Source organism: Brevibacillus sp. HD3.3A (genome assembly GCF_013284375.2).
Taxonomy (GTDB): domain Bacteria; phylum Bacillota; class Bacilli; order Brevibacillales; family Brevibacillaceae; genus Brevibacillus; species Brevibacillus parabrevis.
Genome location: NZ_CP085874.1, coordinates 4,670,634 through 4,688,071 on the forward strand (window position 1 = coordinate 4,670,634; position 17,438 = coordinate 4,688,071).

At 50.4% G+C, this 17,438-nt stretch carries 17 protein-coding genes and 2 pseudogenes; 3 read left to right on the forward strand and 16 right to left on the reverse strand.

Translation table 11 applies throughout. From position 1 onward, the window contains the following. Genes fdrA through HP435_RS21715 form a run of 3 tightly spaced genes read right to left on the reverse strand, consistent with a single transcriptional unit; the run spans nucleotide 1 to nucleotide 3,049 of the window. Nucleotides 1–1,548: an acyl-CoA synthetase FdrA gene (gene fdrA / locus HP435_RS21705; RefSeq protein WP_173599577.1), complete on the reverse strand. Its 1,548-nt coding sequence runs from the start codon at nucleotides 1,546–1,548 to the stop codon at nucleotides 1–3. Further along, the gene (locus tag HP435_RS21710; RefSeq protein WP_173598212.1) at nucleotides 1,530–2,432 is read right to left on the reverse strand and encodes an oxamate carbamoyltransferase subunit AllH family protein; all 903 of its coding nucleotides are present in this window, start codon (nucleotides 2,430–2,432) and stop codon (nucleotides 1,530–1,532) included. The genes fdrA and HP435_RS21710 overlap by 19 nt, the downstream gene beginning before the upstream one ends. A gap of 8 nt (nucleotides 2,433–2,440) precedes the next feature. Beyond that, nucleotides 2,441–3,049, reverse strand: a complete 609-nt coding sequence (locus tag HP435_RS21715; protein ID WP_122965952.1) for an ankyrin repeat domain-containing protein — start codon at nucleotides 3,047–3,049, stop codon at nucleotides 2,441–2,443. Nucleotides 3,050–3,240: 191 nt separating this feature from the next. Between HP435_RS21715 and HP435_RS21720 the strand changes: the two genes are divergently transcribed. Then, nucleotides 3,241–4,935: a PucR family transcriptional regulator gene (locus HP435_RS21720; RefSeq protein ID WP_122965953.1), complete on the forward strand. Its 1,695-nt coding sequence runs from the start codon at nucleotides 3,241–3,243 to the stop codon at nucleotides 4,933–4,935. 103 nt (nucleotides 4,936–5,038) lie between these two features. Here HP435_RS21720 and HP435_RS21725 read toward each other — a convergent pair. From HP435_RS21725 to HP435_RS21745, 6 genes and pseudogenes are all read right to left on the reverse strand, one after another. Next, nucleotides 5,039–5,284 (reverse strand): annotated as a pseudogene (locus HP435_RS21725) (alpha/beta hydrolase fold domain-containing protein); the annotation flags it as partial. 258 nt (nucleotides 5,285–5,542) lie between these two features. After that, nucleotides 5,543–5,656: pseudogene (locus HP435_RS29150) on the reverse strand (YvbH-like oligomerization domain-containing protein); the annotation flags it as partial. Between the two features lie 29 nt (nucleotides 5,657–5,685). Further along, nucleotides 5,686–6,291: a stalk domain-containing protein gene (locus tag HP435_RS21730; protein WP_173599578.1), complete on the reverse strand. Its 606-nt coding sequence runs from the start codon at nucleotides 6,289–6,291 to the stop codon at nucleotides 5,686–5,688. Nucleotides 6,292–6,358: 67 nt separating this feature from the next. Beyond that, a complete protein-coding gene (locus tag HP435_RS21735; protein WP_063227872.1) occupies nucleotides 6,359–6,988 on the reverse strand; it encodes a hypothetical protein in 630 nt (209 codons plus the stop codon). Nucleotides 6,989–7,035: 47 nt separating this feature from the next. Further along, nucleotides 7,036–7,653, reverse strand: coding sequence for a zinc metalloprotease (locus tag HP435_RS21740; protein ID WP_173599579.1), 618 nt, complete (start codon nucleotides 7,651–7,653; stop codon nucleotides 7,036–7,038). A 230-nt stretch (nucleotides 7,654–7,883) separates the two neighbouring features. Continuing rightward, nucleotides 7,884–9,287 (reverse strand): MFS transporter, encoded by a 1,404-nt coding sequence (locus HP435_RS21745; RefSeq protein WP_229049737.1) that lies wholly within the window; start codon nucleotides 9,285–9,287, stop codon nucleotides 7,884–7,886. A 272-nt stretch (nucleotides 9,288–9,559) separates the two neighbouring features. On the opposite strand from HP435_RS21745, the gene HP435_RS21750 reads away from it, so the two are divergent. Continuing rightward, nucleotides 9,560–10,141 carry a TetR/AcrR family transcriptional regulator gene (locus HP435_RS21750; RefSeq protein WP_173598154.1) on the forward strand — a complete coding sequence of 194 codons (582 nt, stop codon included), beginning with the start codon at nucleotides 9,560–9,562 and terminating at the stop codon, nucleotides 10,139–10,141. Nucleotides 10,142–10,239: 98 nt separating this feature from the next. On the opposite strand, the gene HP435_RS21755 is transcribed toward HP435_RS21750, so the two are convergent. The 3 genes from HP435_RS21755 to HP435_RS21765 all read right to left on the reverse strand — a co-directional run bounded on the left by HP435_RS21755 (nucleotide 10,240) and on the right by HP435_RS21765 (nucleotide 11,880). Continuing rightward, on the reverse strand, nucleotides 10,240–10,854 hold the full coding sequence (locus HP435_RS21755; RefSeq protein ID WP_173598153.1) for a PH domain-containing protein: 615 nt from the start codon (nucleotides 10,852–10,854) through the stop codon (nucleotides 10,240–10,242). Nucleotides 10,855–10,950: 96 nt separating this feature from the next. After that, a complete protein-coding gene (locus HP435_RS21760) occupies nucleotides 10,951–11,508 on the reverse strand; it encodes a nitroreductase family protein (protein ID WP_122965957.1) in 558 nt (185 codons plus the stop codon). A 114-nt stretch (nucleotides 11,509–11,622) separates the two neighbouring features. After that, complete coding sequence (locus HP435_RS21765; protein ID WP_122965958.1) at nucleotides 11,623–11,880, reverse strand: hypothetical protein; 258 nt, start codon at nucleotides 11,878–11,880, stop codon at nucleotides 11,623–11,625. A gap of 213 nt (nucleotides 11,881–12,093) precedes the next feature. Between HP435_RS21765 and HP435_RS21770 the strand changes: the two genes are divergently transcribed. Then, nucleotides 12,094–13,032, forward strand: a complete 939-nt coding sequence (locus HP435_RS21770; RefSeq protein ID WP_167470364.1) for an alpha/beta hydrolase — start codon at nucleotides 12,094–12,096, stop codon at nucleotides 13,030–13,032. A 126-nt stretch (nucleotides 13,033–13,158) separates the two neighbouring features. On the opposite strand, the gene HP435_RS21775 is transcribed toward HP435_RS21770, so the two are convergent. From HP435_RS21775 to argH, 4 genes are all read right to left on the reverse strand, one after another. After that, nucleotides 13,159–13,899 carry a GntR family transcriptional regulator gene (locus HP435_RS21775; RefSeq protein ID WP_122965960.1) on the reverse strand — a complete coding sequence of 247 codons (741 nt, stop codon included), beginning with the start codon at nucleotides 13,897–13,899 and terminating at the stop codon, nucleotides 13,159–13,161. Between the two features lie 187 nt (nucleotides 13,900–14,086). Next, nucleotides 14,087–14,824: a PIG-L deacetylase family protein gene (locus tag HP435_RS21780; RefSeq protein ID WP_122965998.1), complete on the reverse strand. Its 738-nt coding sequence runs from the start codon at nucleotides 14,822–14,824 to the stop codon at nucleotides 14,087–14,089. 10 nt (nucleotides 14,825–14,834) lie between these two features. Beyond that, entirely contained in the window at nucleotides 14,835–15,845 is a 1,011-nt protein-coding gene (locus HP435_RS21785; RefSeq protein WP_122965961.1) for an N-acetylglucosamine kinase, read from the reverse strand. Beyond that, a complete protein-coding gene (gene argH / locus HP435_RS21790) occupies nucleotides 15,845–17,353 on the reverse strand; it encodes an argininosuccinate lyase (protein ID WP_122965962.1) in 1,509 nt (502 codons plus the stop codon). The genes HP435_RS21785 and argH overlap by 1 nt, the downstream gene beginning before the upstream one ends. Between the last annotated feature and the right edge of the window lie 85 nt (nucleotides 17,354–17,438).

The following is a 17,438-nucleotide window of genomic DNA, read 5'->3' on the forward strand; positions in this document are numbered from 1 at the left end:
TTATGCCCCTTTCACTACAAATTCTCTGGCCAGAAGTCCAGCGTTTGTGCTGCTGCTGGCAATCGTCACGCCTGCGTCCATCAGCTTTTTCACTTGCTCGTCGAAGTTCGGCGTATCCAGGTCGGTTCCCATTACGTAGCCGAGAATCTCCAGATGTCTGCCTGCTTTTGCCGCTTGCGTTTTTGCCTCCACAATCGCTGGCAGCATTACGCCGACAGGGTCTTCGTGCGAGCCGAAGCCGAGAATGAAGTCCATCAGGATGACGCCGACAGACGGATCTTTCGCTTCCTGCAAAAATCTGGCGATGCGCAAGGACGGGTCGATCATCGGGTGCGGCTTGCCGTTTGTGAAGTCGTCATCGCCCATGTCGAGGTACGTGTGCGCTTTGCTTTCATGAATGTTTTTCAGCTTGTAGTCGGGATTTTTCTGGATGTTGCTGTAGACGTCCGCGAACGTTTCCATGGCGAGATACATCGCTTCATCGCAAAGAGTGCCGCCGCAGAACAGGCCGCGAACGTATTTTTGCTCAGGCGCAAGCTTCGCGCGCACTTCTTCGATCAGCGGCCAGTTGAGGGCGCGTTTGTTGATCTCGTCTTCATTGGCCCCTGCGAGCACGACTGCTTTGAGCGCCGCTTCTTTGGTTGTTTTGGCAAAATGGCCGCCTGCCGCCACCACGGCTTCTTCGTCTCCGCCGATGAAGTAGACGACTACTGGCTTCGTGCAGTTTTTCACCTGCGCCAGCACTTTTTCCTGAACCGATGCGGCTGGCGGCTTGGAGATGAGCACAATCACTTTCGTCGCCGCGTCCGCTTCCAGCGCCTTGATGCCGTCGATCATCATGATGCCGCCGACTTGCTCGCTCAGATCGCGGCCGCCCGTGCCGATCAGCTGTGTGATCCCGCCGCCGAAGTCGTGGATGCGCACGCTCACTTCCTGGCTGCCTGTTCCCGACGCGCCCACGATGCCGATGCTGCCTTTGCGCACCGCGTTTCCAAAGCACAGGGCAACTCCGTTGATGATCGCCGTACCGCAGTCTGGCCCCATCATCAGCAAGCCTTTTTCATGCGCGTATTGCTTCAGGGCAATCTCGTCCTCGATGCTCACGTTGTCGCTGAACAGCATGACGTGCAGATCGTTTTCCAACGCTTTTCTCGCTTCTCTCGCCGCGAAAGCGCCATTGACGGAAATGATGGCGAGATTCGCTTCGGGGATGCTCGCCGCAGCAGAATCGATAGTCGGGTACTTGATCTCGCTCGCGCCTTTGCTGCCGCCTTTTTTCTTGGTGAACAGCTCTTCGATTTGCACATACGCGCTCTCGGCCAGCTCTTCTGTCGCCGCCTTGACGACGATCATCAGGTCGCTGCTTTTCGCCGCTTCCAGCTCCGGCGTGAGCAAGCCGACGTTTTTCAGCACTTCCTTGTTCATCTCCGTACCCATGGCAATCACTGCCTGTTCCACGCCCTCAATCTGATTCGCTTTGGTGGACAAAGACATCAGCGACACGGAATCAAAATACGTGCTTTGCTTGATTACAACTTTGGTAGACATACATTCCCTCCGGCTTCTAGATTTCGTTCCAAACCGCAAATCAGTCCCAGGGCCATATCGGTGCCTGAAGAAGAACCGATGCCCACGACTTTTTCCAAAGCTGGCAGCAGCTCTTCGCGCGAACCTTGCGTCAAGCAGCGAAGCAAGTCGACCAGCGACTCCCTCACTTTTCCGCTCGCTGCCTTTTTTAGCGTGATGGAACTGATTTCATTCGTCAGCTCTCTGGACGACTCGACCACTTTTTCAAAAAAACGGCATGACAAACAGCAGGGAATGTTCTGCATCTTGTATACAATGCACAATCCCACCAAAAAATCGTCTCCCGATGGCGTCAGCCCCGGCCCCAGTCCGACAAGCCGGACAGCCTGCTCGCTGGCTGACTCGCTGTTGCCCTTCGCCAGCTCGATTGACAGCGCCTCGGCACGCTCATTCAGCATGCGGGACGTCTCCCTTTCGAACAAACTGGCAGGGCGGGAAGACATTTTCATGCCTCCCGTTTTTCCCTTCGCGTCCACATACTGCTTCATGAACGCTACATTTTCGCGCAAAACGTCTATGTCACAAGGATAGGAAGGCAAGTGCGCTTCCCACTTTGTTGCTTGCCTTATGCAGATGAAGACGCCCGATCCGACAATCAGCTCGTCGCCTTTCCCGTAAACAGGATCGCCTTCCGCCACCTCCATGCCAGAGAGGGAAGGCAGATCGATCACCAGTGTGTTAGGACCGTTGTCCAGCTTGTTGCAGGCAATCGTGTACAGCTCATTGTCGTCGAGACATTTCAGATTGATCGTTCGCTCAAAAACACTGTGCACGAACCCGTGAAACGAGGAGCTTGCCAGCTTCTTGCAAAAATCCGCATCGCCAGACAATGCCTGAATGCGCATAGCTTGTGTTACTTCGCTCCTGCTGCGAGCAAAATTTGTTCGATTTCGGTGTAGCCTTTTCTTCTGGCAAGCTCAAGCGGTGTGACCCCGTATTTATCCACCATTTGCACGTTGACGCCATGCTCGATCAAGAGCTTGATGATCGTCTGCTGTTTTTCGCCGCCATCGCCCAAAATGATCGCTTCGATGAGCGGTGTCCAGCCGACGAAGTTCGTATGGTTTACATTGATATCTGTCGTGGTAAGCAGCTCGCGCACGATGTCTACATGGCCTTTTTCGCAAGCTGGCGTCAGGCCGACACCGCCAAAACGCGTCAAAAGTTCCAAGTTTGTGCCCGCTTTTACCATCATTTGCACAAGCTCCAGCTTGTTGTGAATGCAAGCGTACAAAAACGGGTTGAAGCATGTTTCATCCTGCAAATCGATATCCGCACCAGCTTCGATCAAAAATGAAACCGCATCCAAATGATCGTGCATCGCAGCCGTCAAAATAGCGGTACGCTTCTGTCTGTTTCGCGCATTGATGTCAACGCCTTGCTCCAGGTGCTGTTTCAGCGCCTCGATGTTTCCCTCTGCGGCAGCTTCGAGAAAAGCCTGCACTACGCTTTGGTCTGTCATGGTCGCCCTCCCATTTTCTCGTGGTGTTCACCGTTTTTTCTCGCAAAAAAATTGGACAAGCCTTCTGTCTTACAGCATTATTTTAGACAGGGGGCATGAAAACGTCATTGTGTATCGAAACTAAAAAAACGCGAAGGTCATTGTGCACATTGCATAAATAGCTTCTGTCCGACACGAAGGAGTGATCCCCGATGTTGACCATAAAAGATTTGCTCCAGATCAAATCCATCGAAGGCATCAAGATCATTGCCGGAGAACAAGGCATCGACAATGTCATATCCATCGTCAACATCATAGAGAACCCGGATGCCTTCGACTGGCTGTCTTCCAACGAGCTTTTGCTGTCTACCGGGTACATTTTCAAGGACAATCCCGAACTGCAAAACAAAATCATCAAGGAACTGGCAGAAATCAACTGCTCGGGGCTGTGCATCAAAATGCAGCGTTACTTTGATCAAATCCCGCAAAACATGATCGACCTCGCCAACCAATACGGCCTGCCGCTTTTGGCGCTGCCTTTTGAATACACGCTGTCCAAAGTAATCGCCATCATCAACGAGAAAGCATCGGGACGTTACGATTTGCTGAACCGCAAGACGCTGGACATGCACAACGCGCTGTTTCGGATCGCGCTGGAAGGCGGCGGCCTGGACCGCATCTCCTCCGAGCTGTCCGAGACGATCAACAATCCGGTTCTGTTCCTGGATCGGGACTGGCATCTGCTGCAAGCGACAGAAGTCGCCGAGAATCCGATACCGCTCGCCTCCTGCCTTACGCTGAACAAGAACAGGCCCGTTTTTACCCGCGAGTTTACCGATTCTGTCCCGAAAAATATCAGCCAAATCAAAAAATCGATCAAGCGGATTTACCACGCGAAAAACCAGGACGTCAAATGCCGAATCTTGCCTGTCGCCGTCGCCAACTACATTTATGGCTACATCGTTGTCTGGCAAACGGTTCGCGAGCTGAACGAATTTGACTACATCGTGCTGGAGCAAGCTTCTACCATCGTAGCGCTGGAGCGGATCAAGGCGCGGGAAATCGAGGAAGTGAAGCTGAAGATCAGGCAGGACTTTTTCGACGATCTTTTGACGGGCAAAATCACCTCGGCTGAATCGATCCAGACATTGTGCGATCTGCACGGACTCAATTCGGCTTACACGTACTTCTGCATGGTCATCAACATCGAGCCTGTCGAGCTGGAAGAGATGGCCGATATGGTCGATCGCAAATACGAGCTGGACCGGATCGCCAAAAAATGCGTGGATCTGGTCTACGACTACTCAAGCAAAGCGCCTGGAGAGGTCACTTGCTTTTACCGCAACAACCGGATCATCATTTTGCTCGGGCAGCATGAGCATCGCCCGCTGATTTCCGTCAGCGAGGCCAAGCAGTTTGCTGGCGAGCTGTACAGCGCTCTTGCGGAGAAAATCAAGAAGACCTTGTTTTTCATCGGCATCGGCCGATCCTACAAGACGATTGCTTCCTTGCACAAAAGCTTTTCCGAAGCGCACGAAGCGATCCGGCTCATGCAGCGCTTCAACAGCAAAGGCGATGTCTCGCATTTTGAAGACTACTCGGTCTATCATTTTCTCGATTCCAACATCAAGGACAGCGAGCTGGAAGACTTTTTCCTCAAGCGGCTCGGCAAGTTGTACGAGCACGATCAACAGTTCGGCACGAGCTTCATGGTGACGCTGGACCAATACTTTTTACATAACCAAAATGTCAGCGAAGCGGCAAAAGCGATGTTTATCCATCGCAACACGTTTATTTACCGGATTGAAAAGATTAAGGAACTGCTGAACATGGATTTAAAAAATTCGGAGGAGCTGTTGCAAATTCAGCTTGCTTTGAAAATCGGGAAGCTGCTGCATAAAGACTGAAAAAGGCGCTGTTCGGACGTAGTAGCCGGAAAAGCAACGGGAAAAGGCCATCTCCCCAAGTCAGATTACCTGGAGCAGATAGCCCTATCCTGTCGATTATCGCTTACGGATTAAGCGCCCTTGCCATCGCATTCACATAGTTTTCAACAGCACGCTGGCTTACTTCTGCCTGCGGGACGAACCCTTCAAAAACGTGGAAGCAGCCGGGATACAACTGAAATTCGACGTCTACGCCCGCTTGCGCGAGACGCGTCACGTAGTCAATCGTCTCATCACGGAATACGTCGAGCTGACCGACGCATGTATAGGCAGGCGGCAGCCCGGCCAAGCTTTCCGCACGCGCTGGCAGATCGAGCGCGGAATCAAATCAGGCGAAATCGCCCCGCCAATAGACGCCAACGCTGTGTCCCAATCGCTGATCGTCTCGTTGATCGGGTTGACCGTCCTTTTGAACGCTCGTCCACAACGCTCTTTCGCGGAAAATACGATACAAGTCATTCTTCAAACACTTGGTTAACGAAAGGAAAAAAGAGCGCCATCCATGCAGGGTGAGCGTTGCGTTGGCAAAACGCCGCTCTTGAAAGCTCTGCACGGGACACTCCCTCTGTCATTTCCAGTTTTGAATATATGTTTCAAGCACTTTCCCGAAGTCTTTGACGACGTACTTTTCCCTGGCACCCACCAGCCAGTCGAAAGCGTACTGATTGAGCGGCCTGAGCTGGGACGCAGTTGTTTCATATAACGAAGTAGTTAACTTTTCTTATCTCTTAGCTTTGCTATTGCGGCGTCTACTTTTTTATGCAAATTTAATTCTGTGTTAAAAGGCACATAAAAAATCAAGGCATTATCAACCTCATAAATAAACGGAACGATCATATCTGTTCTCTCTCTTATTACTTCAAATTCCAACCGCCCTCTTACTCGCTCTTCATAAGATTCATAAACGTATATATGAAGATGCTCCATCTCACCAATTTGATAACTTTCCGGTGTTTTTTTATTCAATGGAAAGTACGATAGTTTTGCAGGATTTAACGGTAACCCGTTGTCTTTAAATGCCTTTTTAATTTCCTCTGAACTAAGCAACCTTGTAATCTTTGCTTTCATTACTTCTACATTTTGCTTTTCGGGATTCCATTTCGTTGTGTAGCCTAAACTTTCAGCGAGTGGCCTCAATGGAACATAAGTTGTCCCATTATAATTTAATGCTTGCTTTGCAAGAGGAAGCTTTTGACCGTCAACTATTACATCCTTAATATTAAAACTAACAGCAATTTGATGCAGAGGTTCAGCAAAAACACTTATGGAAGTAAATAGCACACCTCCGACAATAAAGCCTGATAAAAATTTTTTCATGTAATATTTCACCTCTTCACGATAATCAAAATCCGTTGGAGTACATAGCCAACGGATTATTTTTTATTTATTCCCAATTATACTTCTGAACTACTTTATCTTTTAATTTTTGAAAATGATTCAAATTATCCCCAATAATTTCTTCATTTGCTACATCATCATATATTGCATCTTCAAAATCTGTTATAAACGTACGATTTTTAACATTATCGTTAATTGAGTGATCGTACTTTCCTTGGTACATTCCGACAATTTGGTAGGAGTTTTCTTTTGGAGTATCTCGTAAGAACAACGTGTACTCTCCTTCTTCATTCATTAAATTATACCCTTCAACCGTAACAAACTCATTTTTCTCGCTATCTATTGCAGCTGGCTCGAAGACCAGCACATTGTCCTCTTCCTCAAGATCGCCTTTCATAACCTTTTTAATCTTAACTTTTGATTTCGAAAAAGGTATGAAATCGGTGACAGAATCTCCGAGAATTGTTTCTCTTTCTCCGGTAAATTTAGCATTTACAATTATTGGGGATTGACTCTCTAATTCTTCCATATCTTCATAAACTTTATAATCGGCATGGTAAGAAAATACTTTCATTCCTTCCGTTTTCGCCATAAGCGTACCAGATGTGTAATTAATTCCGACAATTGCTGCAGCCATTGCAATTATTCCAATAGTTAGTTTAGTCCTTTTATTCATTTTATTATATCCTCCTCATTAATACTTCCATTGAAGGTTCGATATATCTAATTGCTGAAGTCAGGATAGCTGATTTGTCCTGAAACCATGACTGATTTCACACCATCATACTGATGCTCCATAGCAAAGGCATGACCAATTTCATGAATAGTAGTTTTATTGCGCTCATCCGAAGTAAATTTGTGCTGTTTCATCATATAATCATTCAACCAAATTTTTGCATAAGCCCATGTTTCATAATTAGATGCGCGCTCATAGCTAGTAGTTTTGGGATCAATTTTAAACGGGATCATAATCCCGAATGCATCTCTTGCATACTCACTAGAATTTTTTTCATCCATCACTATACTTAACATTTCACCGTCACCACTTGATAATTTCCTAAATCCAATATTTGCATCACTGATTGAATCAAATTCATTTACAGCATCATCGACATATCTAGAGTACCCAAGTCTATCTACAGCGTTACTAGTTGAATATGTTAATTTGGAATATTTACTATTAGAAAATCCACCTCCTGGCCAAAAAGCGTTCGCATTTGTTTTTCCCTGAGATCCAGACGCTGGGATTGAGAAGGCACTTACCACAAAAAGAATGGCAACTAACGATGATATTTTCCTCATAAAAACAAACACCCCAATATTTGTAAATTTCACTTTCATTATAACCAACTATATTCACTTTCTGCAATTACTACAGATTTACAAAACTCGACATTATTCCTTACCTATACACAAGCTTTTATCCTCATTTCGATAACCTTCTCCATTAAATCAATTAATTTGCCTTGGCTCTTGCCCTTGGTTTTTGCCCTTGGTTTTTGCCCTTGGTTTTTGCCCTTGGTTTTTGCCCTTCGCTCTTGCCCTTGGCTTTTGCTCTTACCTCGCCCTGACTACTTACTCTCCCCCCTTTCCATCCCCCTCGCCCCTCTTGTCATGCTCCAAAACAAAAGTGCCACCGCGCTCACCGAAGCTCCAAGCAAGCACACTCCGTCCCAACCGTAATGCGTATATACATAAGTAGAGCTGATCGAGCCAACAGCGCTTCCGATGGAATAAAAGACCATGTATCCCGCCGTCAGCCGACTGCGTGCTTCTGGGCGGATCGGCAAAATCATGCTTTGATTCGTGACGTGGACGGCCTGTACCGCCAAGTCCAGCAGAACGATGCCAATAACGAGCACCAACAGCGACTGCTCTGTATAGCGGATGAAAAACCAAGACAGCAACAAGAGGCTGAGAGCAACGCCAGTCGTTTTTTGCCCGTAACCCAGATCAGCCAACTTCCCTGCCCGCGCTGCCGCCAAGGCGCCAGCAACTCCGGCCAGTCCGAACGCCCCGATGGCCGTGTGCGAGAGAGACAACGGCGGCGCACTGAGCGGCAATGCCAGCGGTGTCCATAAAATGCTGAACGCGGCAAAAATCAGCAGGGCCAAAATCGCACGTACCCGCAGGATCCGCACCTCGGCGAACAAGACGAACACGGACTTCAGCAACTGGGAGTAGGATAGCGGCTTTACCGTTCGCTCGATATTCGGCAACACCTTCCACAACACGCCAACGACCAGCAGCATCAATGCCGCGAAGACGAGATAAACGGCGCGCCATCCAGCCAAATCAGTAAGCGATCCGGCAACGGTTCTGGCGAGCAAAATACCAATGACGATTCCGCTTGTGATCACCCCAACGACTCGACCGCGTTCGGCAGACGACGCCATGGTCGCTGCGAACGCCACGAGCGTTTGCGTCACGACCGCCAACAATCCCACGAGTGCGATACCCGCGTACAGAATCGCGCTGCTGGAAGCCGTTCCTACCAGCACAAGCGCCAAAACAGATAACAGCATCTGTGTGATGATCAATCGCCGCTGGTTCAACAAATCGCCTAACGGCACAAGCAGCAACAATCCCGCTCCGTAACACACTTGCGTGACCGTAATCACGCTCCCGATAACAGAGTAGTCGATGCCAAACTCCCTCGACAGATGATCGAGCAATGGCTGGGCGAAGTAGATCGTAGCTACCGACATCCCGCATGCCACGGCAAACAGCCACGTAACCAGCCTGGAAATGCCAGAGCCTTGAACAGCATCGGAATCGCACAGCGTCGGCTGTACTGGCTGTTCCAGTTGCGCCGATTGTTCTAGATGCGCTGACTGTTCCAGCTTCACCGACCGACCTGGCTGTTCCACCTTTTCCAACTGCATCGGCTTTTCCAAATCCGCCGACTGTCCCAGCTCCACCAAATCCACCGCCCCGTCTACCCGAACCACCTCATTCTCCATAGCCTCTTTCATTTTGAACTCACCTCGATTCTATGCTTAATAAAAAATCCAACCACCAACCACAATAACTTACCATTCGGTACATTATCATGCCCAGTAAATATATCCCACCTCTTCTTTCGCAGTCAACAAAAACATCCGCCAACGCAAAACCCCGCACCAACACCGCTTCTCCCTCGAAGCCAGGATACTCTCATTTGACAACACTAGCCAAAAACCATAAAATATATCATACCGATAAGTAATGAATACATTCACCCATATCGAAAGGGACAAAAACAAAAATGGCGAGAACACGCGAGTTTGACGAAGAAAAAGTATTGGATGCTGCCATGCAGCTTTTTTGGGAGAAAGGGTACGAAGCGACTTCTTTAAGCGATCTGACAGCCAGGATGGGAATCCAGCGCCCCAGCATCTATTCGGCTTTTGGCGACAAAAAGGAACTGTTTGAAACCGCCTTGCGCAAATACACGATGTCGCACGCATCCGAAGTGCGGAATCGGCTGCAGAGCAAGCCATCTGTCAAAGAGGCGTTTCGCGCTTTTTTTGAACAAGTGGTGGAAGAGGAATATGCAGGTGATCTCAGTCGGGGCTGCTTTTGCATCAATACGATGGTCGAGCTTGCTCCGCACGATGAAAAATTCGAGATTTTGACCAGAGAGCATCAGATGTATTTGGCGGTCATCTTTCAGGAAACGATCGAGCGCGGAATCAAATCAGGCGAAATCGACCCCGGAATAGATGCCAAGGCCGTCTCGCAGTCGCTGATCGTCTCGTTGATCGGGCTGACTGTCCTGTTGAAAGCCCGTCCACAACGCTCCTTCGTAGAAAATACGATTCGCGTCATCCTTCAATCACTTGGTTAACGGAACGGAACTAAAAAAAGAGTGCCATCCATGCCTGAGCAAGCATCCGTAAAACGGCGCTCTTGAAAGCTCTGCATGGGGCACTCCCTCGATCGTTTCTAGTTTTGAATGTACTTTTCAAACACTTTGCCGAAATCTTTGACGGCGAATTTCTCCCTGGCGTCCATGAGCCAGTCGAAAGAGTACTGATTGATCGACCTGAACTGGGACGATACATCTGCCTGATGACCTGTGACTCTGCTCAGTGTGCTTTGCGCAATGCTCAGACTTTCTTGGGCAATCTGGAGCGCTATTTCGTTCTCGCGCGTGATCGAGGCGATCTTCAGCAGCGCCTTGTACAAATCTTTCAGCTCTTCCAAATGCTTTTTATTCACGTCAATCGAGTAATGCACGTCGCCGATGGAAAATTTGATTTCCACATCCAGGTCGACGGTGCCTGCTGTTTCCAAAGCGACGTTTGCGATTTTGTGCGTGCCGTAAGAAAAGCGGCGCAGCGTGCGCTTTTTGCTGGTTGCACTCGTTCCGTCCAGGTGAATCAGCGCCAGGTTCGTAAAGCAATATTCGTCTGCTTTGGATTTGATCAAAAAGTAGATTTTTTCGTTGTCTTCATGCATGACGTAATCGTCTGCATCGACTTTGTCAAAGTCGGCTGGCTTTACCACTATCCCTACATTGCTCAATCCGAGCGCGTCTGCGGCCAATTTTCCGAACATGCGCAAAACCTCCCTTGTATTTTGGGCTTATGCCTATCCCCCATTATTGTACGTGCCAAACAATCCCGGGTTGTTATTTATTTCAGCCAGTCAGCGTTACAGCCAGGTCGTCTTCTCTTCCGCAGCCACACGGTTTGTCACAGGCGCATCCGCTTCCGGGTAGCCGATGAACAGCGTGCCTACAACCTTTTTGTTTTCCGGCGAGCCGAGAAATTCCAGCAAGCGCTCGTCGCGCACCAAGCCGATTCCTCTCGTGCGCCAAACCATGCCAAGTCCAAGCTCCTTCGCCGCGAGCCACATGGAGTGAATCGCGCAGCATACAGCGTATTCGTTGTCTTCCGATGAAGCCTCGTCGCCCGGAATTACATCCGATGTGACGACGATGACCAGCGGTGTTTTTTCCAAAACAGCCAAAGAGTCCTGGACGAGATTCGGCTTGGTCGGAAAACGCTCCAGCAAAAACGCCTTGGCGATTTCCTCAAACCGTTGCTTTGCCTCTCCTCTGATAACGTAAAAATGCCACGGCTGGCGCAAACGGTCATTCGGGGCCAAAACGGCGCAATCGAGCAGCGCCTGGATTTTCTCTGTTTCGACTTCTTTCGGAATATAGTTGCGGACGGCTCTTCTCTCTTTCAATGTTTCGACTACGGACACGACTGTTACCTCCTCGCTTTCTTTCCATTCATAAATTTCCCATTTCATTATATCGAATGGCAAATCGGTTCGTATAGAGCGGCCGGAAGATTACGCTCCGAACCCCGTTTTTTTTCATTTAGAATGAATCGCCATATGCGCCGTGTGCTCGTCTTCTTTTTTCACGTAAATATCGTACTGGGTACGATCCTCGCGCGGAAACATCCCTGCGCTGTCTGCTCCCAAGTGACTCCGACCATATGAGTACGAACGAGTCCGAAACTTCACCCCGTGGGCGGACAACTTGTGGACGATTTGCAAATATCGCTCGTGACCGAACGCCGTATAAACTAGGCACTTGTATTTGGAAAAGAGCGTGAGAAAAAAGTTCATGAACGCACCTCCCTCCCTTTCATCTGGCACATGCCAAACAATGGCTGAATCAAAATTAATAATTGACAGAAAATTATCCACTCGTTACTATGAATTATACAACTAACCATACAACTATACGTGTATTAGTCTTCTTGTTGTATGAACTTTGGAAAAGGAGGTTGCGATGCACAAGCCGTCAACACGTCAAAACGTCAAATCCAAGGAGGACTTATGAACAAGCCAAAATATGTCTCTGCCAACATCCTACTCGCTCTCATTCTGCTTTTTGCGGGCTTCCAGCAAAGTACATTCGCCCAGGACAAGATTTCTGCAAACCAAACAGCTGCGATTACAGCAACAGAAAGTCCCGTCTCCATCGCCAACAAGTCGTACGTCGTTCCCGGAATTTTGACAGTGCCTTCCACAGCAACAAAAGAACATCCAGCTCCTGCTGTGCTGCTCTTGCATGGCACGGGCGGAAACAAAAACGAGCTGGGGGATATTTACAAAAAACTGGCAGCCAAGCTGGCCGCAAACGGGTACGCATCTTTGCGCATCGATTTTGTCGGCGGTGGCGACAGCAAGGTCCCTTATGTCTACAACAACTTTGACGATTCCGTGCTCGATGCCAATCAAGCTATCGCTTTTCTCGCAAACAACCCGCTGGTCGACAAAACAAGAATCGGCGTTCTCGGCTGGAGTCAAGGTGGCCGGATTGCGCAAGTAGTGGCAGCGAGAAACGAATCGGTCAAAGCGCTCGTGACGTGGGCATCTGCTTCTTCCAACGGCGCGACAGACTTCGAAGATATGTTCAAGTATGAGGAGCAGGCAATAAAAAATGGCTACTACGATTTCGTATTGCCATGGGGCAGCAAGCTTCGCCTTGGCAAGCAGTGGTTTGTGGCGATGAAAAATTCAAAAGCAATGGAAGAAATCAAACAGTACACAGGCCCGCTGTTAGCCATTCACGGCTCTTTGGATGTCATTGTGGCTCCTGCCAAGTCACGCGAATTGCTGAAAAACGCAGGCAGCAACGATGCGACTTTGCGCATTTTGGACAAGGCAGATCACGGATTTCTCCTTGTCAAAGGCGACAGCCTCAATCCTGACCAGTCCACACCGGAAGAACTGCTCAAAATAACGGTCGATTGGCTTGCCGAAAAATTATAGCAACCTCTCTCTAACGATAGCGAAAATCCCATCAGCGCACCTTCTGATGGGATTTCTGTCATATGCCGCAAGTATAGGGCAGACAGGCAGGCGAAACACATTCGCTGGCTGCTGTTTACCGCTTTCCTAATACGTGCAGATCGTTAGCTGCGCGTCCTCTTCCGGAACAAAAAATTTATTGTGCATCAGGATGTTCCCCGTCTTATCGTAAATCACTTCCAGAATCAAGACGAACCAATTGTTTTGGGAAGGCATTTTATGCGTTTTAATGAGGTCGTTGCCTTTGACAAACTTGATTTCGAGCTTCGTGCTGTGCGCGTATTCATAGATTTGCTCGTCTACAAACGCCGCGAGCTGCGCTTCTTCGGCGTAGTTGATTGAGTATGCCTCAAAAGTGTCGTAGGGAATCATCGTGAATCCGTAAGCTCTCGCCCGTTTTTCATGTTCATAGAGCCGATCAACGCCCATAACCCAAGGGACGATTTTTCCAAGCGTATTGATCACATAATCATTCGGCACATCGATCCGATAGCTGATCGTTGCCAGCTCAATCTCGTACTGTGAGCACTTATAAACGGGATTCGTCTTTTTTTCCAACCCGGCATGGTTCACGTTAGGTGTCTTGCTGACATAGCTGCCTGAGCCGTGACGCATGACGATAAATCCGTCTTCCTGGAGCAGTAAAAGCGCCTGCCGCAAAGTCATCCGGCTGATCCCGAGCATCTGGGACAAGTCTGTCTCGGATGGAAGTTTGCTATTTTCGGGATACAGACCGCTCTGGATCATGTGCAAAATTTCGTTGTACGCCTTAATATATCTCAGAACTTTGCTATCGTTTTGCCCTTTTTTCGGATTTGTGATAAACACTCACCTCTTCTCTTCCCCTTCCTCTCATTATATGCCCGCCGGAAGCGGTCTATCAAACAGACGATGTATGCACCGTGGCAGACATGGTTGAAAAAAGCGGCTGCTCTCCGCGCAAAAACGCCGGATCGCAGCCGCCACGCCAAATAACAGGCATATTTTCATTGCTACTGAACGGGCCAAAGACACCCTACAACTCCATCACCGGAATCCCTTTCGGCGCTCGCAGCGGCTCAATCGGCTTGCCCGCCGATCGCACCAGCGTGTAGTATTCATAGCAGCCAATCACGGTAAAGTCGCCATCAATGACGCCCGGATAAGCGCGGTTGACGGAATACACCTGGCTCTGGTGGGCGCGCAGCGCTTCGCCTTTTTGTGTCCGGTAGTCTGTGATGTCTACCTTGCCTGTAATCGGAACCGCAGGCTGCGGGCCACTGTCCGGGCAATGGTCGTAGTAATGCGGGATCGACACGTAGTACAAATCCGGATATTCATCCGCCGCAAGCTGCGCTTCTGCTTGCTCGACCGCAAGCGTGGTCGCTTTGCAGGTGACGATATGATCGGGGTGTCCGGTCACGCCGTCTGGCGGAAACGTGATGACGACATCCGGCTTCCACTCCACGATCGCCTCGCGTATTTTGGCTGTCAACTCAGCCAGATCGGCATGCTGCAAAGATCCGTCCGCATAGCGGAACAAATCCAGCCGCTTGATGCCGAGCACTTCCGCGGCTTTTGTCAGCTCCTGCTCCCTGTGGCGAGCCAGCTTTTCCCGGCAATCGATCTCAAATGGTCCGGATCGCCCTTTGCAACCAGATGTGATGCACAAGTAGCAAGTCTCTTTGCCCTCTGCCTTGCATTTGGCCAGGGTGCCGCCGCAAGCGAAGGACTCGTCATCCGGGTGGGGGAATACTACCATCAGTTTTTTCATCTCGGGCACCTCACTTGCCGCCTGACTGCCGCTCCAAATACGCCAGTCCTTTTGCTATGACACCGTAGATCGGGTCGTTTTGCGCCTTCTCGATGACCACCTGGGCAGCATACTGCTGGACACGCTCGACGACGATTGTTCGCACCCGATCGTCGTTTTGCAAGACGCCGCCCTGCATGATCATTTGAAACGGTTTTTCCTTCATATCCAGAGCGTCGATCACGGCACGAACGGCCGCAAACAGCTCTTCTCCGGCAACTTGCAAAATCCGGGTCGCTACCTGATCGCCCGCCAGTGCGGCCTGGCTGACCAGCGGAGACAGCTCCCCAACTTTTTCCACGGAATAAAAGTCGCTGTACGTCCAGTTGAACAGTTCATCGACACGCTCCAGTCCGGCATGCGGAAGCAGCAAATTTTGCAAAAGCGTCGGCTCGCCGCGACCGTCTGCCGCCCGCAGGACAGCCATGATCGCCTGCTTGCCGATCCAGTATCCGCTCCCCTCGTCACCGACCCGATGGCCCCAGCCTCCAGAACGCGCTGTTTCTTGCGCGTCGTTTACTCCGAAGGCGATGGAGCCGGTCCCGGCGATGACGAGAATGCCCGGCTTGCCGCCCGTCGCTCCGAGCAAGGCGGCAAACCCGTCGTTTTCCACGATCAAATGCTGGACGCGGATGCCAAGCTGATACAGCACCTTGCTCACCATCCGCGAGATCACCCGCCGATCATGCTCTGTATCCAGACCTGCAATCCCGATCACGGCGCATTCGATTTCCCATTCCAGCTCGCCCGCTGCCTGTTCCAGGCCAAGCTCTTTCCCTGCTCCACGGCTGACCGCATCGGCCATCGCTTGCCGAATGGCTGCGATCAATTCGCGGGCGGCCGCTTCCTCGCCGATTCCTTGATAGTTGCAAGAGCCGGAACGGCCTTGGCCGACTTCTCTTGCGGCTCGGTCCACGAGCACCGCCAAGCATTTGGTGCCCCCTCCGTCCACTGCCAGAAGAGGTATCCGCACCACTGCCATTACCCCACGCTCCATTCAGCTATCATCTGATCCAGCCTGTTCATGCCAACTGCAATGGCTTGTTGTTTCTTTGCGACCCACGCACTTTCCTGCCCGAGAACAGCCCGGCGCTCGGTGATCATCCGGTTGATTTCTTGCGGATTCGGTCCGCCTGGCAGCTTGCGGATCATGACAAAATGCACAGGATCAAGCGCCAAGCGCAGCTCTTCTTCCGTGATCGACAATTCGCGGCCGATCACTTCGACTGCGGCGCGATTGACCAGCTCCAGACTGATCTGGTTAGCCGCCAGCTCGGCGCTCATCGCTTCTTTTACGACCCGGCTTACGATGTGGTGCGATTTGCGGAACGAGAGGCGATCCGTGCGCACCAGCGTATCGGCAAGCTCTGTTACCGTAGCGAAGCTCGCTTTTGCCCGCTCCAGCAAGACGTCCTTGTTGACATCCATCGTCCCGACGACGCAAGCCATCAGGCGGTACATCTGCTCCAGCACAGCCATGCTCTTCCAAGCGTAAGGCTGCATGTCATCTTCTGTATCGACAATATCACCAAACGGCGTATTGTGCATCATCGTCAAAACAGTCGTGGCATTTCCAGCGCTGCTGGACAAAAGCGAGCGCATGTGTTCGAACGATACCGGATTGCGCTTTTGCGGCATGATCGAGCTGATCTGAACGTAGGGACTGGCGACTTTCAGGGCGCCAAATTCCTGCGTGCACCACAACAGCATATCTTGTACCGTGCGCCCCAAATCGATCGCGGCCAGTTGTACGGCAGTCGCTACCTCGCCCAAATAGTCGGCACCGCAGACGGCGTCGTATGAATTTTCCACCAGTTCGTCAAATCCGAGCAATTCGCGCATCCGCTCCCGGCTGATGCCAAAACCGGATGTAGTCAGAGCTGCTGCTCCCATCGGGGAACGGTTGCACGTCTGATACGCCTGGATGAGTCGCTTGATGTCGCGGCTCAAAAGATCAGCTGCTGCCATCATGTAATGGGCCATCGTCGTTGGCTGCGCCTGCTGGGTATGCGTATAGCCGATCATGACTGTCTCGGCGTGCTCTTGCGCAAAGAGGAGCAATTGCTCTTTCAGATAGAGGGCAGATGCGATCGTCACCAGCAATTTTTCGCGCAGCACCATGCGATAGATGGTGATTCCCATGTCATTGCGGCTGCGTGCCAAGTGCAAATTGCCTGCAACATCTGGCGCCAATTCCAGCAAACGGCTCTCTACCTGAAAGAACAAATCTTCAAACTGCCCGGTGTAAGTAGCGCGGCGCAGCTCTTCCATCTCGATCCCGCAAAGGGCGCGGGCAATCTCTTTGGCTTCGCCGTCCGTAATCAATTCCTGTTCGCGCAGCATGATCAAATGCGCTTTGTTGATTGCCATCATCGGCTTTAGCAGGTGGTGCTTCGCCTCATTAAATGCCGGCTCCAGCACAGCCTCTACGTATGTCTTTCCCGGGAAACTGGCTCCCTCCTGCGAAAATATGCGTTCCCTGTAGTCCATCCTACTCGCATCTCCTTTTTACGCCGAATCGTCAGCTACACATGTTTCAGCGATGGTTTCGTGATTGTTTGCTTCGTTTGTTTTC